Origin of the sequence: Achromobacter xylosoxidans (assembly GCF_001457475.1) — a bacterium.
GTDB classification, from domain to species: domain Bacteria; phylum Pseudomonadota; class Gammaproteobacteria; order Burkholderiales; family Burkholderiaceae_B; genus Achromobacter; species Achromobacter xylosoxidans.
Genome location: NZ_LN831029.1, coordinates 6,519,297 through 6,539,707, shown reverse-complemented (window position 1 = coordinate 6,539,707; position 20,411 = coordinate 6,519,297). Strand labels below are relative to the sequence as shown.

25 protein-coding genes and 1 pseudogene are annotated in these 20,411 nt (G+C 60.3%); 18 read left to right on the top strand and 8 right to left on the bottom strand.

Features of this window, described 5'->3' with window-relative positions; translation table 11 throughout:
• Positions 1-175 precede the first annotated feature (175 nt).
• The 12 genes and pseudogenes from AT699_RS29500 (at position 176) to AT699_RS29485 (ending at position 8,921) form a co-directional block, all read left to right on the top strand.
• On the top strand, positions 176-658 hold the full coding sequence (locus AT699_RS29500; RefSeq protein ID WP_054440793.1) for a hypothetical protein: 483 nt from the start codon (positions 176-178) through the stop codon (positions 656-658).
• Positions 659-776: 118 nt separating this feature from the next.
• Positions 777-1,313 (top strand): hypothetical protein, encoded by a 537-nt coding sequence (locus AT699_RS31355; protein ID WP_158646897.1) that lies wholly within the window; start codon positions 777-779, stop codon positions 1,311-1,313.
• A gap of 13 nt (positions 1,314-1,326) precedes the next feature.
• Complete coding sequence (locus AT699_RS31820) at positions 1,327-1,830, top strand: hypothetical protein (RefSeq protein WP_145964709.1); 504 nt, start codon at positions 1,327-1,329, stop codon at positions 1,828-1,830.
• A gap of 8 nt (positions 1,831-1,838) precedes the next feature.
• Positions 1,839-2,417 (top strand): hypothetical protein, encoded by a 579-nt coding sequence (locus tag AT699_RS31815; RefSeq protein ID WP_145964708.1) that lies wholly within the window; start codon positions 1,839-1,841, stop codon positions 2,415-2,417.
• Between the two features lie 554 nt (positions 2,418-2,971).
• The gene (locus tag AT699_RS31810; RefSeq protein WP_131727704.1) at positions 2,972-3,418 is read left to right on the top strand and encodes a hypothetical protein; all 447 of its coding nucleotides are present in this window, start codon (positions 2,972-2,974) and stop codon (positions 3,416-3,418) included.
• A 370-nt stretch (positions 3,419-3,788) separates the two neighbouring features.
• Positions 3,789-4,253, top strand: a complete 465-nt coding sequence (locus AT699_RS31805) for a hypothetical protein (protein ID WP_145964707.1) — start codon at positions 3,789-3,791, stop codon at positions 4,251-4,253.
• Between the two features lie 517 nt (positions 4,254-4,770).
• Positions 4,771-6,426, top strand: coding sequence for a hypothetical protein (locus AT699_RS31800; RefSeq protein WP_174550912.1), 1,656 nt, complete (start codon positions 4,771-4,773; stop codon positions 6,424-6,426).
• Positions 6,423-6,974 (top strand): hypothetical protein, encoded by a 552-nt coding sequence (locus AT699_RS31795; protein ID WP_131727064.1) that lies wholly within the window; start codon positions 6,423-6,425, stop codon positions 6,972-6,974. Before AT699_RS31800 ends, AT699_RS31795 begins: the two co-directional genes overlap by 4 nt.
• Positions 6,975-7,036: 62 nt before the next feature.
• Positions 7,037-7,297, top strand: coding sequence for a deaminase domain-containing protein (locus AT699_RS31790; RefSeq protein WP_108914025.1), 261 nt, complete (start codon positions 7,037-7,039; stop codon positions 7,295-7,297).
• A gap of 365 nt (positions 7,298-7,662) precedes the next feature.
• Complete coding sequence (locus AT699_RS31345; RefSeq protein WP_080564321.1) at positions 7,663-7,866, top strand: hypothetical protein; 204 nt, start codon at positions 7,663-7,665, stop codon at positions 7,864-7,866.
• A gap of 349 nt (positions 7,867-8,215) precedes the next feature.
• Positions 8,216-8,416, top strand: a pseudogene (locus tag AT699_RS29490) (Hsp70 family protein); the annotation flags it as partial.
• Positions 8,417-8,573: 157 nt separating this feature from the next.
• Complete coding sequence (locus tag AT699_RS29485) at positions 8,574-8,921, top strand: CZB domain-containing protein (RefSeq protein WP_006389811.1); 348 nt, start codon at positions 8,574-8,576, stop codon at positions 8,919-8,921.
• Positions 8,922-8,960: 39 nt separating this feature from the next.
• Here the strand turns inward: AT699_RS29485 and tenA are convergent, their stop codons facing one another.
• Positions 8,961-9,623 carry a thiaminase II gene (gene tenA, locus AT699_RS29480; protein WP_006389812.1) on the bottom strand — a complete coding sequence of 221 codons (663 nt, stop codon included), beginning with the start codon at positions 9,621-9,623 and terminating at the stop codon, positions 8,961-8,963.
• Between the two features lie 90 nt (positions 9,624-9,713).
• The gene (locus AT699_RS29475; RefSeq protein WP_024070691.1) at positions 9,714-10,499 is read right to left on the bottom strand and encodes a 3-hydroxybutyrate dehydrogenase; all 786 of its coding nucleotides are present in this window, start codon (positions 10,497-10,499) and stop codon (positions 9,714-9,716) included.
• Between the two features lie 383 nt (positions 10,500-10,882).
• On the opposite strand from AT699_RS29475, the gene AT699_RS29470 reads away from it, so the two are divergent.
• The 3 genes from AT699_RS29470 to AT699_RS29460 all read left to right on the top strand — a co-directional run bounded on the left by AT699_RS29470 (position 10,883) and on the right by AT699_RS29460 (position 13,826).
• On the top strand, positions 10,883-11,569 hold the full coding sequence (locus AT699_RS29470; RefSeq protein WP_053497522.1) for an N-acetylmuramoyl-L-alanine amidase family protein: 687 nt from the start codon (positions 10,883-10,885) through the stop codon (positions 11,567-11,569).
• A 172-nt stretch (positions 11,570-11,741) separates the two neighbouring features.
• Complete coding sequence (locus tag AT699_RS29465; protein WP_024070689.1) at positions 11,742-12,947, top strand: COG3904 family protein; 1,206 nt, start codon at positions 11,742-11,744, stop codon at positions 12,945-12,947.
• A gap of 30 nt (positions 12,948-12,977) precedes the next feature.
• The gene (locus tag AT699_RS29460; protein WP_024070688.1) at positions 12,978-13,826 is read left to right on the top strand and encodes a lysozyme inhibitor LprI family protein; all 849 of its coding nucleotides are present in this window, start codon (positions 12,978-12,980) and stop codon (positions 13,824-13,826) included.
• A gap of 66 nt (positions 13,827-13,892) precedes the next feature.
• On the opposite strand, the gene AT699_RS29455 is transcribed toward AT699_RS29460, so the two are convergent.
• The 6 genes from AT699_RS29455 to AT699_RS29430 form a co-directional block, all read right to left on the bottom strand.
• On the bottom strand, positions 13,893-14,294 hold the full coding sequence (locus AT699_RS29455; protein WP_024070687.1) for a DUF488 domain-containing protein: 402 nt from the start codon (positions 14,292-14,294) through the stop codon (positions 13,893-13,895).
• Between the two features lie 28 nt (positions 14,295-14,322).
• Positions 14,323-15,567 (bottom strand): Na+/H+ antiporter NhaA, encoded by a 1,245-nt coding sequence (gene nhaA / locus AT699_RS29450; protein ID WP_024070686.1) that lies wholly within the window; start codon positions 15,565-15,567, stop codon positions 14,323-14,325.
• Between the two features lie 158 nt (positions 15,568-15,725).
• The gene (locus tag AT699_RS29445; RefSeq protein WP_024070685.1) at positions 15,726-16,190 is read right to left on the bottom strand and encodes an HIT family protein; all 465 of its coding nucleotides are present in this window, start codon (positions 16,188-16,190) and stop codon (positions 15,726-15,728) included.
• A complete protein-coding gene (locus tag AT699_RS29440; RefSeq protein WP_024070684.1) occupies positions 16,187-16,636 on the bottom strand; it encodes a GNAT family N-acetyltransferase in 450 nt (149 codons plus the stop codon). Before AT699_RS29440 ends, AT699_RS29445 begins: the two co-directional genes overlap by 4 nt.
• A 20-nt stretch (positions 16,637-16,656) precedes the next feature.
• Positions 16,657-18,123 (bottom strand): polyphosphate:AMP phosphotransferase, encoded by a 1,467-nt coding sequence (gene pap / locus AT699_RS29435; RefSeq protein ID WP_024070683.1) that lies wholly within the window; start codon positions 18,121-18,123, stop codon positions 16,657-16,659.
• 100 nt (positions 18,124-18,223) lie between these two features.
• Positions 18,224-19,087 carry an MBL fold metallo-hydrolase gene (locus AT699_RS29430; protein ID WP_006389824.1) on the bottom strand — a complete coding sequence of 288 codons (864 nt, stop codon included), beginning with the start codon at positions 19,085-19,087 and terminating at the stop codon, positions 18,224-18,226.
• Positions 19,088-19,208: 121 nt separating this feature from the next.
• Between AT699_RS29430 and AT699_RS29425 the strand changes: the two genes are divergently transcribed.
• Genes AT699_RS29425 through AT699_RS29415 form a run of 3 tightly spaced genes read left to right on the top strand, consistent with a single transcriptional unit; the run spans position 19,209 to position 20,411 of the window.
• A complete protein-coding gene (locus AT699_RS29425; RefSeq protein ID WP_024070682.1) occupies positions 19,209-19,547 on the top strand; it encodes an ArsR/SmtB family transcription factor in 339 nt (112 codons plus the stop codon).
• Positions 19,544-19,972, top strand: a complete 429-nt coding sequence (locus AT699_RS29420) for a YeeE/YedE family protein (RefSeq protein WP_020925950.1) — start codon at positions 19,544-19,546, stop codon at positions 19,970-19,972. Before AT699_RS29425 ends, AT699_RS29420 begins: the two co-directional genes overlap by 4 nt.
• Position 19,973: 1 nt before the next feature.
• Complete coding sequence (locus AT699_RS29415; RefSeq protein WP_024070681.1) at positions 19,974-20,411, top strand: YeeE/YedE family protein; 438 nt, start codon at positions 19,974-19,976, stop codon at positions 20,409-20,411.

The window sequence follows — 20,411 nt, the reverse complement described above, 5'->3', positions numbered from 1 at the left end:
CGGCGTGGCTTCAACTGGCAACAGCAAGCGGTAATGTCGTGTTCTTCGATCAGCACGGTGTGCCCTTTGCCGTGCCGGCCGCTTCTCCTATGATTCAAGCGATGCCAGATCCTCGCGATGGCACATGGCATTACACGATCGCCGCCAGTGTTGCTGAGCGGCAAGTGGCAACGTAATGGGCGGTACAGGCCAGTTTGTCCAGGCTGCCACCGTCAACTACCTACAAACGCTTGGAGCGGCGCAGATTAAGGAGCTAAGCCGTGAATTGGGTGGTGAAGGCTCGGTTGGACATGCGGCGTTGCATGCCGTGCTTGGCTGCGCGGGAGCCGCCGCTCAGGCCGCATCATGCGGCGCGGGCGGTGCGGGCGCCTTGTCAGGGGTGGTACTGAGCAAATTGTTGGAAAGCCTGGAGGGGGATAGTGGTAAGAATCTGTCCGCGGAAGATCAGCAGACTCGGGTCAATCTGATAACCAGCATCGTTGCCGGCATTGCCGCCGCCATCGATCCGAGTGTGGCCAGCGCCGCGCAGGTCGCGGCACGTATCGAGTTGGAGAACAACAGCCGCTACATGAACCGCGATAAGGTTGGCCGGCTGAAAGCTGAATTGACTGACGATTTGTTGTGGCACCAACGCGAGCTGCTTCCAGGAGGGCTTTGATCGGGCGGATCGTATGGCATCAGCCTACGATGTGGCGCTGATACTCAGCCACTAACCGCAGCTGACCAAAGAGAAGGCCGACACACTTGCCCAGGCGGTGCTAGACCTCGCGCCTAGGGTGTCAAACGCCAGTGCGCTGTATGAACTGGTGACGGGGCGGACGGCGACGGGCGAAGAGGCGAATAGGTTCTTCTCTTCGTTGGGGCTGGTGCCTGTTGTTGGAGGGATGCTGAAGAAGGGCGGGCAGGCGCTGCATGTTTTTGCCGATGCGGGGAAGGCGGTCGATGTTGGCAAGATTGGAGGCTCGATCGGTGGCAAGGCCGCGCTAGGATTTTCCGAAGACGCCGCGCGAGCAGCACTTTCAAATATTGGTCGAATAGATCATTCGGCTAGACATTTGATCGAAGCAGGGATAATCACAGCGAATTCTGGATCAAAAGCAGCCAGACAAGCGTTTCAGGAAATCGGACAGGTTATCTTGATAAATCCCGAAAAAAATTTCGATCATGTTATGAGTCAAGGTGGGCAAGCGGTAAAGGGCTTTTATAGGAAAATTAACGGGGCTGATGTGATTATCTTTGTGGCAAAAGAAAATGTTGGGAAATTGCGGCTGGGGATATTGTTACGGCAATCAAGCCCTCCGCCCAACAGATGAGGAATTTTGGCCTATGAGGACTAGTGCGAGTCTTGGAATCTATTGGACATTTGTAGATAAGAATTCAGGGGAGATATACCAGGAAGAAGTGCCTGGCTTGATATTTTTTGGTTACTGGAAAGAAGGGTATTCGTCTGATGTGGCGAAGAACATATCGTCATTTAAAAGTATCTGGGCCGATTTTTCTGAAATAAAGGTGCGTGAATGGGTTGGGGAGGATTTAAGCAACCTTTCTTTCGAAATGAAGATCAATTTATGGCCGACAGAAGGACGCTGGAAGGAGAGTGTTGAGGCCTCATTACGTTGGTTTGTCAATAGAGGGGCATTGATTTCGTGGTGTGGTGGCGAACTTTCTAGTCCTTCGTTGGATGTGTTTTGTCCTGACTGCCACGCAGGATCGATATATGCGGCTTATTGCAACAGTGTCGGATTTATCTGTGGTTCAAGCCTGAACTCCGAATATAGAGATGTTGGTGTGGTTGACGTCGAGAAGTTTATGCGCGTACTCGAAAAATAATATTTCAAATGACTGGTTCCTATCAATGCGCCACGGCCAGTGTCTTCCGCGTGGTCGGGCCGCCGTGCTGCCTGCGGGAAATAATCAACCCCGGCGAGCACGTCGAATTTTTTTATTGGTGGTTGGGAATTAAAATTCTCTCCGACACAGGATGCTGGAGGATATCCAGTTCTTATTCATGCTCCTCCAAAGATGAAAAAATGGATATTGAATTCTCTCGGCCTATAAGAATTTCGCTTGATGTCGTCGAAACCGATGAGCGCCTTCCATCTGTGAAGTTTAAATTCGAGGTCGAATCAAATGCGTTTTCCGAGTCTTTCCTGTATCGCGGGGAGGTATGGATCGCATGTAAGGATTTCGATATATTCAACCACAGTCTGGGCCGCATTTCGTGCCATTTGACCAGTTTGGATGGCCTTTTTTCTCTGGAAATTGTGCAAGGATCTGGTCGAGATGTTCTTCGATGGTTTCGACGCAAAGAAAGTGTCTTCGGCGCGGTCGCGGAAATGAAATATGAATCATCATTGGATAGCGATGATATTTCTGCAATTAAGAGTTCATTTGATTCTTTTGCTAAGTGGTGGTGATTTTTATGATTTCCCCATAATCCTTCCTGTTTGAACGGGCGAGAAGTCATGTCGGGCAAGATTCTTTCTGTGAATTTAAACGGTGATTGTTGGTTTAAATATATATCTTCCCGTTGAGCGGGATTGAGTTGCATTCGTGCGATACAGCTTTCGCTGATTTACGTTGGGATGTCACTTCTACTAAGTGAGTCAGATCAGGCGTGAGACACGCATCGCCAGAGAGATGCTGGCACGATCATCGTCGGCGGTAATGCCCACCTTGTCGGGCGACATAGTCAACGGCAAGAGCCGCATCTTCGCCAGTGGCCCCCTGAAAACTGCAGGTGGTACGCTGAGCAGGCCGGTCCGCAGTTTGGGCTGGAGTCGGTGGGAGTACGTTTGCGGGTAGCGAAGGTGCGTCGGGCCTGGTCGCCGCGCCACCTAGGGTAATGAGGTGGCGGGAACTGGGAAGCGGGTAATGCTGCCCCATTTCGTAAGGCGGGGCGTTCTTGCTGCTTGCTGATCGGGTCGTCGCTAGGCAAGAGTAGTTTCACCACGTAGCTAAAGAGGCTTCAGTGATTTCAAATGAAATATCCGCCAGGGAAGGAATTATTCTCAATTTCATAGAAAAAATGGGACCTTTGGCATGGCGAAAATATCAGCAAAGATATCCTCATGTGTGGGTGAAGGATCATTCTGAGATAGAAGATAGATCCAGCTTCCCTCCGTACATATCCTTTCGGTTTCAAAAGGAACAGGCAGGAGTTATAGCGACCTTGAGAAATTTGATTTCCACTTATGAAGGAGAGTTGCGGTGGGTGCTGGAACCGCATTTTAGAGAGAATTTGCCTGGAACGAATTGGTTGATCGCGCCCGGGGATGTTATTGCGATGAGACCAGCTTTGAAAAATAATTCAATTACGGTATATGAGTTTTTTGCGAAAGAGTATCCGCTCTTCGGGCCGGTGGCGTATCTAGATCTTGATGGTTTGGTGATGCATTTTAAGAAAAATATAAAATGAGGTGCTGAATCTGATTCAGCGATGTGATTTCGATTTGGAGCGGGTATGTGTGTCGAAAATGCGGCCCACGGCCATATAACCTCCCGACTTCTAGCAATAAAAAACGCGGTTGTGTTGCGGTGTGCTGGCGATAAACGCTACTGTGACCACGGGTAAGCATGACTTCCAGGTTAAGTTTGATATTTGCAGGGGCAGATTTCCTTGCGCCCGCGCACTACCCCCGATTAGTCTGATTGCTCTATACAGACGGTAGATGTGTACACGATCCGAGGCTATCAAATTCTCCTGTTCCAAAAGGTGATTGGGAAATGCATGTGCGAGGAATGAATCCGGACGGAGTGTCGATATCGACGAAGCTGGGGGGAATGCAATGAGTGCTCAGAATATACTGGCGCAAGAGGGGGCGCTATTAAATCTTATTGAAAGGCTGGCGCCCCTGGCTTGGAGGCGATTTCAACGTCGATTTCCAGAAATATGGGTCGTTGATCACGCCGAAATTCACGATCATTCTAGCTACCCACCCTGCATTTCATTCAGATTCAAAGATGAATCGAATAATGTTGTTGAAAATCTAAAAACAGCAGTCCATGGTTATGATGGAGAATTGCATTGGACGTTGCAGTCTCGTAAGCGAGAGGGTATGTCGGGTGTTATTTGGTCAATAATGCCCGCCGAGGTTTTTTTGAAAAAGAAATCTTTCGGTGATGATCTGTTCAATATAAATGAATATTTCTCAAAAAAATTTCCTTCTTTTGGACCTGTTGCTTATAGAGATTTAGATGGATTGGCTAAACACGTCGAGCGATATTTTTTTGGCGAGAAAAGTGATATTTGATCGCCGATGATCTGCCCAGCGCGTTGATGATATGACATTGAGCATATTGATTCCATTGTTGGGCCATTGGCAGTTGCGGTTGCGCACGCGCTTGGGTTACTGCACCACGGTCGCGCCAGAATTCTAAAGGCAGTTTTCAAATATCGAAAAAGACGATAGATAACCGATACTTATCGGGTGATAACTTATTGCGCCACTCAAATCGCCGTGGGCGGAGATTTCGCGTTCGGCGATAGTGCTTCGGCGGGTGGCGAAAGCCCGCTGGTTTGGGTATCACCAAGGGTAATCAGGGGGCTGACGACGCAAGCAAGGATGCGAGCACGTCGATGGCGTCGAGCGGAGGGTTTTCCGCAGGCTTCCCGACAGTTGTTGCTGCTAGCGGCAAGAGCAGCTCCCCCACGCGAAGCGCTGTCAGCGGCGCACCATCATCATCCGTAATGAGGAAGGGCAGAGGGCACTGACTGGCAAGAGTGTCGCGGAGACGATCGCGTCGTTGGACCGGGATACCTCGGATGCGTTGAACACGCTGAAGCCGATTTTCGACAAGAAGAAGATCGAAGCGGGGTTCGAGATCGCAGCGGCAGCTAGCCGACAGGTGGGGCAGTTCTTGACGAATCGGGCCAAGGAAGCCAAAGCGCTGGAAGATGCGCTGAAGAATGAGCCTGAAGGACCCCGTCGAGATCAGTTGCGGCAAGCCCTTGAGGATGCGAAGACGTGGGGGCCGGGTGGCGAGAGCCGTCGTTGGCTGACCGCGATCCTGGGGGCGGTGAGCGGCAATGTGACCGGCGCCACCGGTGACGCGATACAGGCTGTCGCGGTCAACTATTTGCAAGGGTTGGCGGCGTCCCAGGTAAAGGAAATTGTCTCGGCACTGGGAGACGGGCCGCAGGCGGAAGCCGCTCGCGCCGCAATGCACGCGATTGTGGGATGTGCGGGGGCCGCCGGCAAGGGCAGCGATTGCAGCGCGGGAGCACTTGGTGCGGGTTCCGGGGCTGTGATTAATGCGTTGCTGAGTGGTGATGCATCAAAGATGACCCCGGAAGAGAAGGAGGTACGTCGCAACCTGGTCGGCTCGCTGGTAGCGGGAATCGCGCAAGCGTCAGGCGTGTCTGGCGCCGAGGCGGTTTTCGCGGCTACCAACGAGACCGAAAACAACTATCTCAAGCCAGACGAGCTCAAGTCGTACCTCGCGGCCCTTCAAGCATGGAAGGAATGCTCGGGGGATGTGTGCGCGCAAGCCAAGAAGGAGGTGCGCCGGCTGCAGGCTATTAGTACGGAACGCAACTATGCAGCGGACAGTGCGTGCCTTGAGAACCCAGGTGCCTGCGCGGCGGCGGCGCAAGAATTGCGCGCCGATATCACGGCCTTGGAAGTACAGGCCAACAGCCTGGATCGCACGGAAGCGGCTACAGCTGCGAATAACTTACTGCAGGCACGCAAACAGTACTACTCGAACCTGGAGTGGCGGGCGTATGCCGCCCAGCAAGAACTCGAAGCGGCAGGCAAAGGCTCTTGGTTGGCCTCGATGTCCGGGCAAGAGCTGTATGAAAGCGGCCATCTGACGCAGCAAGAGGCCCAGGACCTGCAAGCGATGCGGCGCGAGACGTTCGCGGCGGCGTTTGTACCGCCGGCGCTGGCGGCGGGGGTGAAAGGTGGTGGATCGGCCGCGGGCCGGAGAATACAATCGGTAGCTGAGGAGGCCAAGGCGTCGGCCCTTGGCGGTGCAAAAGCAACAGGCGGGAAGCCCACCGTTGAGCTGTTCGGCGGGAAGAATGCGCAGACTCCCGGCGCAATAAACGTAGATATCCGCGCCGATATTCAATCGGGCATCCGTGCCGATGCGACGAAATTGCCTTTCAAAGACGGATCGCTAGGCGAGGTAATCGCTACAAACCCATATATGGGTCCTGGCGGAAAGATGATGAGTTTTCTACCGGAGGCTACTCGCGTAGTGGAGCCCGGAGGGAAAATTTATATCAACGCGAATGCTGCGAATCCTTACGGGAAATTGCCTAGCCAGGCGGAGCTGGACTCTCTAGGGTTAAGGGTTGTACAGAATAATGGGGGTTTAGATTCACGATTTGCTGGTCAGACGTTTATGCAATCGGATGGAGTGACGCCGGTCAAAGACGTTTCAAGCATGAGGACGATTATTTTGGAGCGAATCAAATGAGGCTGGATACTGACTTTGGTTCACTGGATGTATATATGTCTGTATATGGGGCGCATGTTTTTTCGGGAAATGTGCTGAAGGTTTATTTGAAAGATGGGCTCGGCGTGTCTTCGGGCTTAAGAGATATATTTCCTCGAAAGTATTTCTATGACCCATGGAACGGGAATAAATATAGTGAGACCAGAAAAGTCGATGGGCTTCTTGTTGGGCGCCTGGAAAACTCCGGAGAATGGGTGGGTTATGAGGACAAGACAATAAGCGCGGAAGTCCTAAAATATGAATACGTTGGAAATTGTTGGTTTGTTTTTGAAGGTGTTTCTTTTTCGCTCAGAAAGATAGGCAAATATATAGAGGGCGGCAAAGAGCCGGGAGGCGGCGAGCTTATAGAGAATTTTGATCTACCGAAAACCACGGTTTCGAACATAAAAGAGTATTTCTTGGAAGGTGTTCTTGACGTTCCTCCTGGGCCTGGATGGATGTTTTGGGAAATTCATGCGGAATCGTTTTATCTGGAAATCCCAGATCGTCCAGCCCCCCTCGGCGCTTAAGCCGGGGGGCTGTTTCCTCACTCGGTGCAAAAGCGACTGCGACGCTGATCGATACCGCTCCGATGGCCCAGCGGGTCATGGGTGTTCGAGTTGGATTGCCGTCTAATTTACGGCGCAGTGGTAATGTAGTAATCGCAGAAATAGATATTCCCAGAATACCTAGACAGATGGCTGCGCACAGCCAAATCTTTGATGCCGGTAAAGGGCTTATTGGCTCTGGAAGTGGAAATTTTGTGGCTCAATCTGTACCCAACAAGGCCGGAGATATGGTTTATCGGGGAATAGATACGGAATACAAAATCCTAGACAATATTGCTGATTAATTGGGAGGCAATATCTCCGCAAGAGGGACTGTAAGTATTCTAACGGAGAAAGCAGCTTGCGCAAACTGTCTAAACGTGGCAATCGAACCGGTCGAGCGGGCCGCGCCAAGCGCGCCCGTAGCGACCGCGGGAAATAACGAAAAAATGTAAACCGCCATGGCGCGTTTCTTTATCGATCGCGCCGTCTTCGCGTGGGTGATCTCGCTGCTGATCCTACGGGAAGCTGGAAATCCTTCGTTAATGCTGGAAAGCAGATTCAACTGGAGGCAGGTGCCGCGCAGCGCGTAGATTTTGGAGTTAAAGACCCTGTGACTGGGAAATATGTTTCTAACAATCATGTTCCCTATAAGGACTGAGGTGTAAATATGTCTATTGTTCGAAGGGGTGTTGTTGTAAGTGGCGAATATTCTGGCTGGAAAATCCTTGTTGCTGATGATCGTGATGGCGACACTGGCGGATATTATCTTTACTTGAAGAGAAGTGATACTGAGGGGTTTGATTGCTGGTTCGAGCGTGAGGCAGAACTTCAAACTCAGCTAGCTGATTTTGAGGTTAAGTGGATAGGTTAGTATATTTTATTGGACCAATTTTTAGTTTGCTTTGGTAGAAAATGGAACAATAGCAGCCATCGGCAGTGGAGTTGTTTCCGAGAGTTGTAGTTGAATGAACTGCAGATTGCATGAGGCGATTGTGGCCTCGATTAATGCAATGGCGTACTGCGAAGTCTGAGCTATCAGGAGTCAAGATTCGCATAAACCAGCATTTGCGAAAAGGGCGTCAGATGCCCTCCGCTCTATGCAGACGTTTATTGAAGGCATTGTTAAGATATCTCGAGCGTGATGTGCCCATAAAGAGTCAAAAATATCTCGATAGTCGCATCCAAAATTATGCTCGATACTCGATAAGCACACATATATAGAGGCGAGCCGCGATGCAGGCGAATTGGCTGGCCTGAAGGTCGAGCGTTTCATCCACGAGCCGACCGCGGCGGCGCTGGCGTATGGTCTGCATCGACGTGAAGACGAGACCCAATTCCTAGTCTTCGATCTGGGCGGTGGCACCTTCGATGTGTCGGTACTGGAACTATACGAGGGTGTGATGGAGGTTCGCTCCACCGCGCGCATCCACCTTTAGTCTGATATTCTCCCGCCCCGCCCCTTTCCGGCTGCCCGCAACCCAGGTCCATGACGCCAAACAAGTCGTGCCCGGTCTCGATTCTCTACTCTTTCCAAGTGGGGCAAATCAATCGTTGCCGCCTCAGTTGAAGGAGCCAAGCATGAACCTGGATGAATCGATTCAAAAGCACGCCGAGTGGAAACTGAAGTTCCGCTCCGCCATCAGCAGAAAGGAGCAGATGGATGCGGAAACCATTGGCAAGGACAATTGTTGCCAGCTCGGGGTCTGGCTATATGGGGAAGGGAAGCTGAAGTACAGCGCGAAGCCCGAGTTTGGCGCGATCGTCCAGAAGCACAAGGCGTTTCATGCCGAGGCAGGCAAGATCGCCCGTCTGATCAACAGCAATCAGTACGAGCAGGCGGAGAAGGAGATGGGCACAGGCACGCCCTATTCGCAGGCCTCCAGCGCGGTTGGCGCGGCCATCATCGCTTTCAAGCGACACCTGTAAGGGAAGGCGCCTGTCACGCGACAGGCGCCGCCTCGTCCCTCACACCGCCCATTCTCCCAGCCGATACGCCGAATCCCAGAACATCCACTCCAGCTGCGCCGCATGCGTATACGCCCGGTGCATCTCGTTCCGCGTCTGGGGCGAGGCCTTCTCGGCTGCCTGGTCCACCGACGCAATCACTTCACGCACCAGCGCGTGGAATTCCTCCCCGGCGTATGTATCGATCCATGCCCCATACGGATTCGGACGGGTCGCGCGCGAGTGAATGTCGCGCCCGATCTCGGCATAGATCCAGAAGCACGGCAGCAACGCGGCCAGCGCCACCGGATACGGGGCGCTCCATGCCGTGGCGATGAGGAAGCTGGTGTAGTGATGGCTGGCCGGCGATAGCGGGGTGCTGGCGAAGGTCTCGGCGTCGATGCCGAACTGCTTCATGAAGCCTTCATGCAGGCTGCGTTCGACCACCACGGCGTTCTTGGCCGCGTCGGCGAACTGCACCACGCCGTCGGCATGGTCGGCCTTGGCGGCGGCGACCGCCAGGGCGCGGCCGAAGGCCAGCAGGTAGTGGGCGTCCTGGATCATGTAGTGGCGGAACGCCTGTTCGCTGAGCTGGCCGCTGGCCAGTTCCTGGTTGAACGGCATGGTGCGCGTTTTTTCGTACAGCGCGGCGTTGCGCGCCCAGGCGTCGGTGCTGAAAGACATGGCAATCCTTGAGTCGAAATCGGACGGCGCGTAAAGGAAGCAAGCGCGGGAAGCAAGCGCGCCGTGACCGCGACCCAAGGATATCAAGACTTACTGCATGTACCACCCATGGCTCACCACGAACGACTGTCCCGTGAACACCGCGCTGGGGAAGGCCGACAGGAACAGAGCCGTCTGCGCCACGTCTTCGACGGTGGTGAAGACGCCGTCGACGGTATCGCCCAGCATCACTTTCTTGACCACGTCTTCTTCGCTGATGCCCAGTTCCTTGGCCTGCTCGGGAATCTGCTTTTCGACCAGGGGCGTGCGCACGAAGCCGGGGCAGATGACGTGCGAGCGCACGTTGTGCTTGGCGCCTTCCTTGGCCAGCACCCGCGCCAGGCCCAGCAGCGCGTGCTTGGCGGCGACGTAGGCGGACTTGAGTGGCGAGGCCTCGTGCGAATGCACCGAGCCCATGTAGATGACCACGCCGCCGCGATCGTCCTTATACATGTGTTTGAGCGCGGCCTTGGTGGTGAGGAAGGCGCCGTCGACGTGGATGGCCTGCATTTTCTTCCAGTCGGCGAAGGCGAAGTTCTCGATGGGATTGACGATCTGGATGCCGGCGTTCGAGATCAGGATGTCGATGCTGCCATAGGCGGCGGCGACGCGGTCGATGCCCTGGTTGACGGCGTCTTCGTTGGTGACGTCCATGGCAACGCCCATGGCCTTGCCGCCGGCCTGTTCGATTTCGCGGGCGACGGCGTCGGCGCCGGCCTGGTTCAAGTCGGCAATGGCGACCGCGGCGCCGGCGCGCGACAGGGTCAGCGCGATTTCCTTGCCGATGCCGCTGGCGGCGCCGGTGACGACGGCGACTTTTCCGTTCAGATTGCTCATGCTGGGGACCTCCGGGTAAGGATGCCGCGAGCCGGGATGCGCCCGCGGATGCGAGGGGCATGGCTTTGATGGTAGCGCGCCAAAATGAGAGCGGCCTGAACGCCACGCGCCGGTAACCATCCATGTCATTTGCTTCCACGCGGGCATCGCGCCGATGTTCATGCGGCGATGCGCGGGTGAGAGGCAATCGTGGACGACAGGCGACGGGCAATGCGTGGGTTGTTACGAATCCGCCCCGCAGCGCTGCAAGCTGCCATTGCCGGCCGCGGCCGGCTGCGCGAGAATCCGCGGCAGTCGGTGCCGCCACAGGGGTGGCCACCCGGGTTCTTTACAGGGCGAAGACAAACGTGCCAGCAGTCATGGATGGTCGAGTGGGCGGGAAAATGGCGGGCAGATGGGCGCGCCGCATCGCGGCGTCCGTGCTGGGGTTGGCGGCGGGCTTGGCGCAGGCCGCCCATGTCGTGGTCGACACCGGCCATACGCCCCGGCAGCCGGGCGCGACAGGCGCCAGCGGGCGGGTGGAGTACCTGTACAACCTGGACCTGAGCGGCGCGGTGGCGGCCGACCTGCAGGCATCGGGTGATCGCGTGACGCGGGTGTCGGCCGACGGCGCCGAGGTGCCGCTGGGTCGCCGTACCCGGATCGCGCCGGGTGCGGATTTCTTCATCTCGATCCACCACGACTCGATGCAGCAGCACTACATCGACGCCGGCCGCCAGCGCGAATTCGCGGGGTTTTCTATTTTCGTGTCGCGGCTCAATCCCCGTTATGAGGACAGCCTGCGCTGCGCCAAGGCGATCGGCGAAGCGCTGCTGGCGGCGGGCGAGAAGCCGTCGCTGTATCACGCCGAACCCATCGCCGGTGAAAACCGGCCGTTGCTGGACCCGCGCCTGGGTGTGCATCGCTACGATGGGCTGGCGGTGCTCAAGACCGCCACGATGCCGGCGGTGCTGGTGGAGGCGGGGGTGATCGTGAACCCGGATGAGGAAACCCGGCTGGCCAAGCCCGAGACCATCCAGCGGCTGGCTCGCGCGATTGCCGATGGCGTGCAGGCTTGCCAGGCGCGCTAGCCTGGCGCGCGGGGGCGGGGCAACGGGCCGGAAAAATGGCGATGTCCGGCGAGATGGATAAAATCCCGGTTTCGAGGGGGCCGCGCCATCTCGCGGATGTGGCGGCGCGAAGCGAAAACGACCCCGGAGGCGATCCGGCCCGTGGCATGCGTTGCGAGGACAAGGACTGAGAATGCTGAAAAGAAAACTGACGGCGCTGGGCATGAGCCTGGCGCTCACCCTGATGGGTGTTTCCATGTCGCCCGCCCAGGCCCAGGCGCCCGCGCAGCAAAAGGAAGAGCCCGAGCGCTATGGCCCGTTCTTCTACCTGCCCAGCGAGCCGAACCTGCTGATCTACGTCGGCGCGGTCAGCGCCAACGACCTGCTGCACATGAAGAGGGCGCTGCGCGAGCATCCGACCATCTCCACCCTGATCCTGCAGAACAATGGCGGCGGCCTGGTGCACATCGGGCTGGTGGTGGCCGAAGAGGTCTACGAGCGCGGGCTCAATACCTACATCCCCAAGGACAGCTACTGTGCCTCGGCATGCGCGTTTGTGTTCTTCGCGGGTCGCCAGCGGCTGGCCGAAGGCCGTCTTGGCGTGCACCAGATCACCGCGCCCGAAATGACGGGCGAGCAGGCCCAGTTCGGCGTGTCGGATATCGTCACCACCCTGCCCAAGTACGGGGTGTCGGCGGACGTGCTGGGCATCATGTTCAGCACGCCGTCCAAGGACATGTATTTCTTTTCGCCGCAGGAAATCGCCAAGTACGGCATCAACCGCACGGGCAATGTGAAGACGGCTTCCAGCGAGCCGCAGCAGGGCGGCGCCCCACGCACGGTGCCGGCGGCCGGACCCGCCACCGCGACCGCGCCGCAGGCCCAGGCGCCGGACGACGATACCCGGCTGCCGCCGCGCAAGCCGGCCGCGCCCAATGCCGCGCCAGCGCCATCCGGCCCGCCGCCGGTGACCAATCCGTACATGACCAAGAATCCTCCCGCGCCGGCGCCGCTCTCGGACGAGCAGCGCGCGATCAACGCCGCGACGCTGATGATCCAGGCGGGCAGCGGGACCAATGAAGAGGCGATGAATTTCACGCGCGAGTTCTACGCGGATACGGTCGACTACTTCAAGAAGTCGCGCCCGAAGTCGGAGATCCTGGCGGACAAGACGGCCTACTTCGCCCGTTGGCCGGTGCGGCGCTTCGTGGTCGACCAGAATTCGCTGAAGGCCAAGTGCCAGGACCAGATGTGCATGGTCAAGGGGCTCTACGATTTCAAGGTGTCGAGTCCGGAGCGCGGCAAGACCGCGACCGGCACCTCCAATTTCACTTACGTCCTTGACCTGCGCAACCGCTACCGCATCGTCATGGAAGACAGCGAGGTCGTCAGCCGCTGAACCAGCGGCCAGGCGCCAGGGAGAAGCACCATGGGTTTCACGAATCGCGCGGCGCGACTGCTGTGCCTGGCCGGGCTGGGCGCCCTGTCGGCGCCGGCGTGGGCGATCGATTGCCACAAGGCCGGCACGCCCGCCGAGAAGCTGATCTGCTCGGATCGCGGCGCGGTGGCCGCCGACGCCGAGTTGAACCGGGCCTACGCCGCCTTGCTCAAGCAGGCGCCGGATGCGCAGATCCGCGCGATGCTGGTGGACAGCCAGCGCCGCTGGATCGAGGCCCGCAACATGCGCCTGGAGGGGTTGGTGTCCGACCCCGAATCGCTGCCCGACGAGAAGACGCCGGGCGCCGTCGCGGCCGACCTGATCCGCTCCCGCGCCAGCGAGTTCAAGGAACGCGGGAAGGGCGACAGTCTTCCCAGGTTGATCCGCGTGGCGTTGAGCCAGCGCGAGTTCCGCAAGCAGTTCACGGGCGGCCCTTACTCGGGCTATGAGACGTCATGCGATGTCTTGCCGCCCGACTACAAGTACTACGCCTGCTTTTCGACCCGGCATTACCAGAACGATGATCGCGTCTGCAGCACGGAAGAGTATTGGGCCACCGGCTCGGTGTACGTACAGCGCTATGTGGCCAAGGTGGTCGACAACAAGCCAATGCCGATCGCGTCCTGCTCGTACAACGGCAACGACGCGAGTTGCCCGGGCAGCATTGACGACGACGCGCGCTGGAATACCGGCCCCAAGGTGAAGGCGCCGACGTATTCGTCCAAGCCCTTGCCCCAGCTCGATGGCGAGGTCGACGACAGCGACGACCATGCCTGGATCAAGGCCTGCCTGACCGACAGCGGCTTCCCGTTGTCCAACCCGACGAAGGCGGGCGGCTAGGCTGCACGCGAAGCGCGTCGGCGGGTCGACGCGCCCCTTGCGGGCAGCATTGGCATGTCGATGGGCCTAGCCCGGGGCCCGCGCCAGGCGCTTGCGGTGATGCCGGGCGTATTCTTGCAGCGCGTCGCGCAATACCACCGCCTGGTTGTGCTCGGTATCGCGGGCGCCATACAGCAGGGTCACCGGGCGCTCGCCGGCGGCCTGCAGCAGGGCGTCCATGCGGGCCTGCTGCTCGGGTTCGGCCAGTTCGGCCAGGTACTTCTCGCGGAAGTTGTCCCAGCGTTCGTCGACGTGGCAAAACCACTTGCGCAGTTCGCTGCTGGGAGCGAGGTCCTTGGCCCATTCGTCCAGCGCCAGGTCGGCGCGGCGCAGGCCGCGGGGCCACATGCGGTCCACCAGGGCCCGGTAGTGCCCGTCGGGACCGATGCCTTCATAGACGCGCTGCACGGAGATGGCGGACGGCTTCATGGCGGCTCCTGTCGGGGATGCCACCAGTCTACTCCCGCGGCGTACCGAGCCAGGCCGTGGCCTTGGCCTCGCTTTCCGTGGCGCCGCTGGCGCGCAGCAGCAGGAAGCCCACCACCGCCGAGGCCAGTGAACCGGTCAGCACGCCGATCTTGGTGGCATCGACCGCGGCCGGATCGGTGAACGCCAGCGCGCCGATGAACAGGCTCATCGTGAAGCCGATGCCGCACAGCAGGGCCACGCCATACAGCTGCGTGAAACTGGCATGGCGCGGCAGGCTGGCGATGCCGGACCGGATGGCCAGCCAGGCGAAACCGAACACGCCCAGCTGCTTGCCCAGGAACAGGCCCAGCGCCACGCCCAGCGGCACGGGTTGCGCCAGGCTGGACAGCCCCATGCCCGCGAATGACACGCCGGCATTGGCGAAGCCGAACAGCGGCACGATCAGCAGGGCCACGGGCTTGTGCAGCGCGTGTTCCAGCGCGTGCAGCGGCGAATGCGCGCCCGCGTGGCCCTGGTTCTGCGGGCGCAGCGGGATGGTCAGGGCCAACGCGACGCCGGCCAGCGTGGCGTGCACGCCGGACTTCAGCACGAAATACCAGAGCACCACGCCGATCAGCAGATAGGGCGCCAGGCGCAGCACGCCCGCCCGGTTCAGGCAGACCAGGCAGGCCAGCAACGCGCCGGCCATGGCCAGCGCGAACAGGTTCAGCTCGGACGTGTAGAACAGCGCGATGATGACGATGGCGCCCAGGTCGTCCAGGATCGCCAGCGCTGTGAGGAACACCTTCAGGGAGGTCGGCACGCGGCTGCCGAGCAGGGCCAGGATGCCGAGGGCGAAGGCGATGTCGGTGGCGGCTGGGATGGCCCAGCCGCGCAGCGTGTCGGGGCTGCCCAGGTTGATCAGGACGTAGATGAGGGCGGGCATCGCCATGCCGCCCAGGGCGGCGATGCCCGGCAGCACGATGCGGGCCGCCCCGCGCAACTGGCCGTCCAGCACTTCGCGCTTGATCTCCAGCCCGACCAGCAGGAAGAACACCGCCATCAGGCCGTCGTTGATCCAGTGCAGCACCGATTCCTTGAGTATCACCGGGCCGGCCTGGAAGCCCAGCTTGGCCCCGAGCGCTTCGAAATAGTAAGGGGCGAGCGGACTATTGGCGATGACCAGGGCGACCACGGCGGCCAGCATCAGGACATAGCCGCCAAGGGCTTCGGAGCGCAGGAACGCCTGCAGGAAAGAAACGGGCCGGGACGGGGGCGGGGCCTGCAGGGTCAATATTCGCTCCTTGATTGCTGCGGTGCAGCGTAACGCTGGGAAAGTTGAATATTACCTGAATTGTGCTTATTCTCTGACGGAGAAGGCCTTGATTTACATAGGATTTGGATGGATTCGATCGTCGCCGGCCTGACCGTTCTGCACCGCGGCCGCCCGTCTCAATGCCACAGCAGCGCGTTCATGGCTTCGACCAGCCGATTGCGGTAACGCGGCAGCAGCGCCTGGACGCGGGCCTGGCGTTCGGCCCATCCGGCCGGCTCGGCGCCGGCCGCGATACGCGGGGCCGCCCAGATCGGATCCGGAAAGTGGCGGTCGCCACGCCAGCGCGGAATGACGTGCCAGTGCAGGTGCGGCACCATGTTGCCGAGCGATGCCAGGTTGATTTTGTCGGGCGCCAGGATCGCTTGCTGCGTTTCCTCCACCACGTACACGGCGCGCATCAGCAGATCGCGGCCATGGGTCGACAGGCTGGTCATTTCCGCCAGGTGCGCATTCCAGACCACGCGGGTGAAGCCTGGGTAGTCGGGATCATCGACTTCGATCAGGCGCAGGTGCGGTCCCCGCCACAGCAGTGTGCCGCCATCGGTCTGGCACAGCGGACAGTCCGGATCGCGCGCGCTCACGGCAGCACCTTGCGGTATTGGACGAAGCCGGAGCGGTCGGCAATGCGGTCGTACAGCTGCATGGCGGTGGCGTTGGTCTCGTGGGTCAGCCAGTACACGCGGGCGCAGTTGGCGGCGGTGGCCTGCGCATAGACGTGTTCGATGAGCTTGCGACCGGCGCCGGTGCCGCGGGTGTCCGGTTCCACGTACAGGTCCTGCAGATAGCAGTAGTCGCCCGCGGTCCAGGTGGAGCGGTGGAAAATCCAGTGCACCATGCCGACGGCCTTGCCGCTGTCATAGGCCAGGGCGGCGTGCACCGGTTCGGCCGGGTCGAGGAAGCGGGCCCAGGTGTTGCGGGTGACGGCGTCGGCGATGTCGACGCGGTAGAAGTCCTGGTAACCCTTCCACAGGGGCAGCCAGACGTCAAAATCGGCGGCGACGACGGGGCGGATTTCGGCGGAGCTCATGGCGCGTGGCCTCCTTGGGGTCAGAGTTGGTTTTCCAGGGTTTCGACGATGTGCCGCAGCACCTGCAGGCGAGCGTAGCGCTTGTCGTTGGCCGACACCAGATGCCACGGGGCATGCTTGACGTCGGTGCGGGCCAGCATCTCGTTGGTGGCTGCCGCGTATTCCTTCCACTTGTCGCGGTTGCGCCAGTCGTCGGGGGTGATCTTGAAGTTCTTGAACGGCGATTTCTCGCGGTCCTTGAAGCGTTCGAGCTGCACGTCGGCGGTGATCGCCAGCCAGAACTTCAGCACCAGCGCGCCGCTGCCCGCCAGTTGCGCCTCGAAGTCGTTGATTTCGGCGTAGGCGCGGCGCCAGTGCGCCGGCGGGGTGATCTTCTCGACCCGTTCGACCAGCACCCGGCCATACCAGGAGCGGTCGAAGATGGCGATGCGGCCGCGCCGCGGCACGTGGCGCCAGAAGCGCCACAGGTAGGGGCGCGACAGCTCGTAGCTGTTGGGCGCGGCCACCGGCGTGATGTCGAACTGGCGCGCGTCCAGCGCATGGGTGATGCGGCGGATGGCGCCGCCCTTGCCGGCCGCGTCCTGGCCCTCGAACACCAATACCAGCGAGCGTTCCTGGAACTTCTTCGAGCGCGCCGCGCGCGCCAGCCGGCCTTGCAGCAGGCCAAGCTCGGACTCGTAGTCTTCACGGTCGAGCTTGGCGTCATAGTCCAGCTGGCTGAGCCGGTCGAGAATGCGGGCCGGGCCGGTATGGGCCACGAACGTTGGCGGAATGCGCGGCACGGTCTGCTGGCGCATGGCGGCCAGGACCGCCTCGGCGGTGCGCGCGGCGCGCATGTTCTCGTCGGCGCTGGGAATCACCACCCACGGCGCATGGCCGCTGTCGGTGTGGTTGATGACGACCTGGCCGCTGTTGCGGATGCGGTCGTACTTCTTGTACACCTTGAGATCGACCGGGCTGACCTGCCACGAGGTTTCGGGACTGGCCAGCAGGCGCCTGGCGCGCGCCCGCTGGGCGTCGGACGACAGGTGGAACCAGAGCTTGAGTATTTGCACGCCCTCGGCCGCCAGCATGGCCTCGAAGCGCCGGATGGCGACAGATTGCGCCTCGATGTTGTCCTGGTTGGGTTTCTTGCGCGCGGCTTCGCGGATCAGCGGCGTGTACCAGGAACCGAAGACGATGCCCGTGCTGCCCTTGGGCGGCAGGTCTTTCCAGTAGCGCCACATCGGCGGGCGTTCCAGTTCATCGCCTTCCGGCGGACCATAGGCCAGCGTCCTGATGTGGCGCGGGTCCATCCACTCGTTGAGCAGGTTGACCGTGGCGCCCTTGCCGGCGCCATCGATGCCGGCCACCACCACCAGCAGGGATTTCTCGGCCTTCTGCAGGCGCTGGTACTGCGCATTGAGCAGCGCGACGCGCAGCTTGGCCTCCAGCGGCTTGAAGGCTTCCTTGGACAGGACGGGGTCGGCTTCGGCTTCGGCGAACATGGGAGGTTCCGTCGGATCGGCAATCTTGTGACCGGCCGATCTTGCGGGATATCCCGGCGGCGCGCAAGTGCGCGCCCGGCCGTGCCGCCGCGGACGTCGGCTAGAGCGCGTCGACGGGGATCTTGAGGTAGCGCACGCCGTTGTCCTCGGCCGGCGGGAAATGGCCCGCGCGGATATTGACCTGGATGGCGGGCAGGATCAGGGTCGGCATGGACAGGGTGGCGTCGCGCCGGGTGCGCATGGCGACGAAGTCGTCTTCGCCGATGCCGTCGCGCACGTGGATGTTGGCGCGGCGCTGCTCGGCCACCGTGGTCTGCCAGGCGGCCTCGCGCCCGGCGGGCGGATAGTCATGGCACATGTATAGGCGGGTGTCGCCGGGCAGGTCCAGCAGGCGCCGGATGGAACGGTACAACTGATGGGCATCGCCGCCGGGGAAGTCGCAGCGCGCGGTGCCGACGTCCGGCATGAACAGCGTGTCGCCGACGAAGACGGCGTCGCCGATGCGGTAGGCCATGTCGGCCGGCGTGTGGCCGGGTACGTGCATGGCGCTGGCGGTGAGGGCGCCGATCCTGAAGGTTTCGCCATCGGCGAACAGGCGGCCGAATTGCGAACCGTCGAGTTGGAATTGGGGTTCGAGGTTGAAGATCTTCTTGAATACGCCCTGCACGGTGCGGATGCTCTGGCCGATGGCGATGACGCCGCCCAGCTCGCGCTGCAGATAGGGGGCGGCCGACAGGTGGTCGGCATGGGCGTGGGTTTCCAGCAGCCATTCGGTGCGCAGTCCGTGTTCGCGCACATAGGCGATGACGCGGTCGGCGCTGGCGGTGGTGGTGCGGCCGGACTTGGGGTCGTAGTCCAGCACCGAATCGATGATGGCACAGGCGCCGCCCGCCACGGGCTCGTGGACCACGTAGGTGACGGTGGCGGTGACCGGGTCGAAGAAGGCCTGGATATGCGGGTTCATGAGAGGGGGGCCGGGAGCAAAGGAGGGGCGCAGAACAATATATATTTTTCAATAATATTGTTGGATAGTTTATCCGTCAATATAATGATCAAACTCTTTCCCGCCGATTGATCCCCATCAAATGCTGACTGCCCTGAACGATTGCGAAGTCGCCGCGCTGCGCGAATCCGCCTCCCAGGCCTGCGCGCTGCTCAAGGCGCTGGCCAACGAAGACCGGCTGCTGCTGCTGTGCCAACTGGTGCAGGGCGAGCGCAACGTCGGTGAACTGGAATCCCTGACCGGCATCCGCCAGCCGACGCTGTCGCAGCAGTTGGGCGTGCTGCGCGACGAAGGCCTGGTGAGCACGCGGCGCCAGGGCAAGTACGTGTATTACCAACTGGCCAGCTTCGAGGTCAACCAGGTCATGAAGACGCTGTCGAGCCTGTATTGCGGTCGGACCATGGCGGCGCTCACGTCATGATCGACCTGTCCGCCTTTACTCCCGCAAGCGCGCTTGCCGGCGGCGTGGTCATTGGCGTGGCCGCCGTTCTCATGATGCTGGGCGCGGGCCGCATCGCAGGCATCAGCGGCATCCTCGGCGGGCTGTTGCCGCCTGATCGAAATGCCGGCTGGCGCCTGGCGTTCCTGCTGGGCCTGTGCCTGTCGCCCTGGCTGTATCGGTTGGGCAGCGCGCTGCCGCCGATCGTGGTGGAGGCGGGCAATGCGCGGCTGATCGCGGCTGGCCTGTTGGTCGGCATCGGCACGCGTTACGCGTCGGGGTGCACCAGCGGCCACGGCGTCTGCGGGCTGGCGCGCGGCTCGCGCCGTTCCCTGGCGGCGACGGCGCTCTTCATGGCGGCGGGGTTTGCCACCGTGTATGTCGCGCGGCACCTGATGGGAGGCTGACATGGTGGCCTTGTTCGCGTTTCTCTCGGGATTGGTGTTCGGGCTGGGATTGCTCGTTTCCGGCATGGCCAATCCCGCCAAGGTGTTGGGCTTCCTGGACCTGGCGGGAAGCTGGGACCCTTCGCTGGCGTTGGTGATGGGCGGTGCGCTGGCCGTGACGGCAGCGGGCTTTGCCTGGTTGCGCCGTCGTCGTGCCAGCCTGTCCGGCGAGCCGCTGCATTGGCCCACGGCCACGCGTATCGATCCGCGGCTGGCGTTCGGCAGCCTGGCGTTCGGCGCGGGCTGGGGGCTGGCGGGTTTCTGCCCCGGCCCGGCGCTGGTGGCGGCGGCGGCCGGCGTGCCGGAGGCCCTGATCTTCGTGGCGGCCATGGTGGCCGGCATGGCGCTGTACTCGGCAATTCAATACATGACGAACCGGCCACCCCGGACCGGTCGATAG

Coding starts and splice junctions, on each gene's coding strand:
- AT699_RS29500 (WP_054440793.1), top strand. CDS start 176: ATGGGCGGTACAGGCCAGTTTGTCCAGGCTGCCACCGTCAACTACCTA.
- AT699_RS31820 (WP_145964709.1), top strand. CDS start 1,327: ATGAGGACTAGTGCGAGTCTTGGAATCTATTGGACATTTGTAGATAAG.
- AT699_RS31815 (WP_145964708.1), top strand. CDS start 1,839: ATGACTGGTTCCTATCAATGCGCCACGGCCAGTGTCTTCCGCGTGGTC.
- AT699_RS31805 (WP_145964707.1), top strand. CDS start 3,789: ATGAGTGCTCAGAATATACTGGCGCAAGAGGGGGCGCTATTAAATCTT.
- AT699_RS31795 (WP_131727064.1), top strand. CDS start 6,423: ATGAGGCTGGATACTGACTTTGGTTCACTGGATGTATATATGTCTGTA.
- AT699_RS31790 (WP_108914025.1), top strand. CDS start 7,037: ATGGCCCAGCGGGTCATGGGTGTTCGAGTTGGATTGCCGTCTAATTTA.
- AT699_RS31345 (WP_080564321.1), top strand. CDS start 7,663: ATGTCTATTGTTCGAAGGGGTGTTGTTGTAAGTGGCGAATATTCTGGC.
- AT699_RS29485 (WP_006389811.1), top strand. CDS start 8,574: ATGAACCTGGATGAATCGATTCAAAAGCACGCCGAGTGGAAACTGAAG.
- tenA (WP_006389812.1), bottom strand. CDS start 9,623: ATGTCTTTCAGCACCGACGCCTGGGCGCGCAACGCCGCGCTGTACGAA.
- AT699_RS29475 (WP_024070691.1), bottom strand. CDS start 10,499: ATGAGCAATCTGAACGGAAAAGTCGCCGTCGTCACCGGCGCCGCCAGC.
- AT699_RS29470 (WP_053497522.1), top strand. CDS start 10,883: ATGGCGGGCAGATGGGCGCGCCGCATCGCGGCGTCCGTGCTGGGGTTG.
- AT699_RS29465 (WP_024070689.1), top strand. CDS start 11,742: ATGCTGAAAAGAAAACTGACGGCGCTGGGCATGAGCCTGGCGCTCACC.
- AT699_RS29460 (WP_024070688.1), top strand. CDS start 12,978: ATGGGTTTCACGAATCGCGCGGCGCGACTGCTGTGCCTGGCCGGGCTG.
- AT699_RS29455 (WP_024070687.1), bottom strand. CDS start 14,294: ATGAAGCCGTCCGCCATCTCCGTGCAGCGCGTCTATGAAGGCATCGGT.
- AT699_RS29440 (WP_024070684.1), bottom strand. CDS start 16,636: ATGAGCTCCGCCGAAATCCGCCCCGTCGTCGCCGCCGATTTTGACGTC.
- pap (WP_024070683.1), bottom strand. CDS start 18,123: ATGTTCGCCGAAGCCGAAGCCGACCCCGTCCTGTCCAAGGAAGCCTTC.
- AT699_RS29430 (WP_006389824.1), bottom strand. CDS start 19,087: ATGAACCCGCATATCCAGGCCTTCTTCGACCCGGTCACCGCCACCGTC.
- AT699_RS29425 (WP_024070682.1), top strand. CDS start 19,209: ATGCTGACTGCCCTGAACGATTGCGAAGTCGCCGCGCTGCGCGAATCC.
- AT699_RS29420 (WP_020925950.1), top strand. CDS start 19,544: ATGATCGACCTGTCCGCCTTTACTCCCGCAAGCGCGCTTGCCGGCGGC.
- AT699_RS29415 (WP_024070681.1), top strand. CDS start 19,974: ATGGTGGCCTTGTTCGCGTTTCTCTCGGGATTGGTGTTCGGGCTGGGA.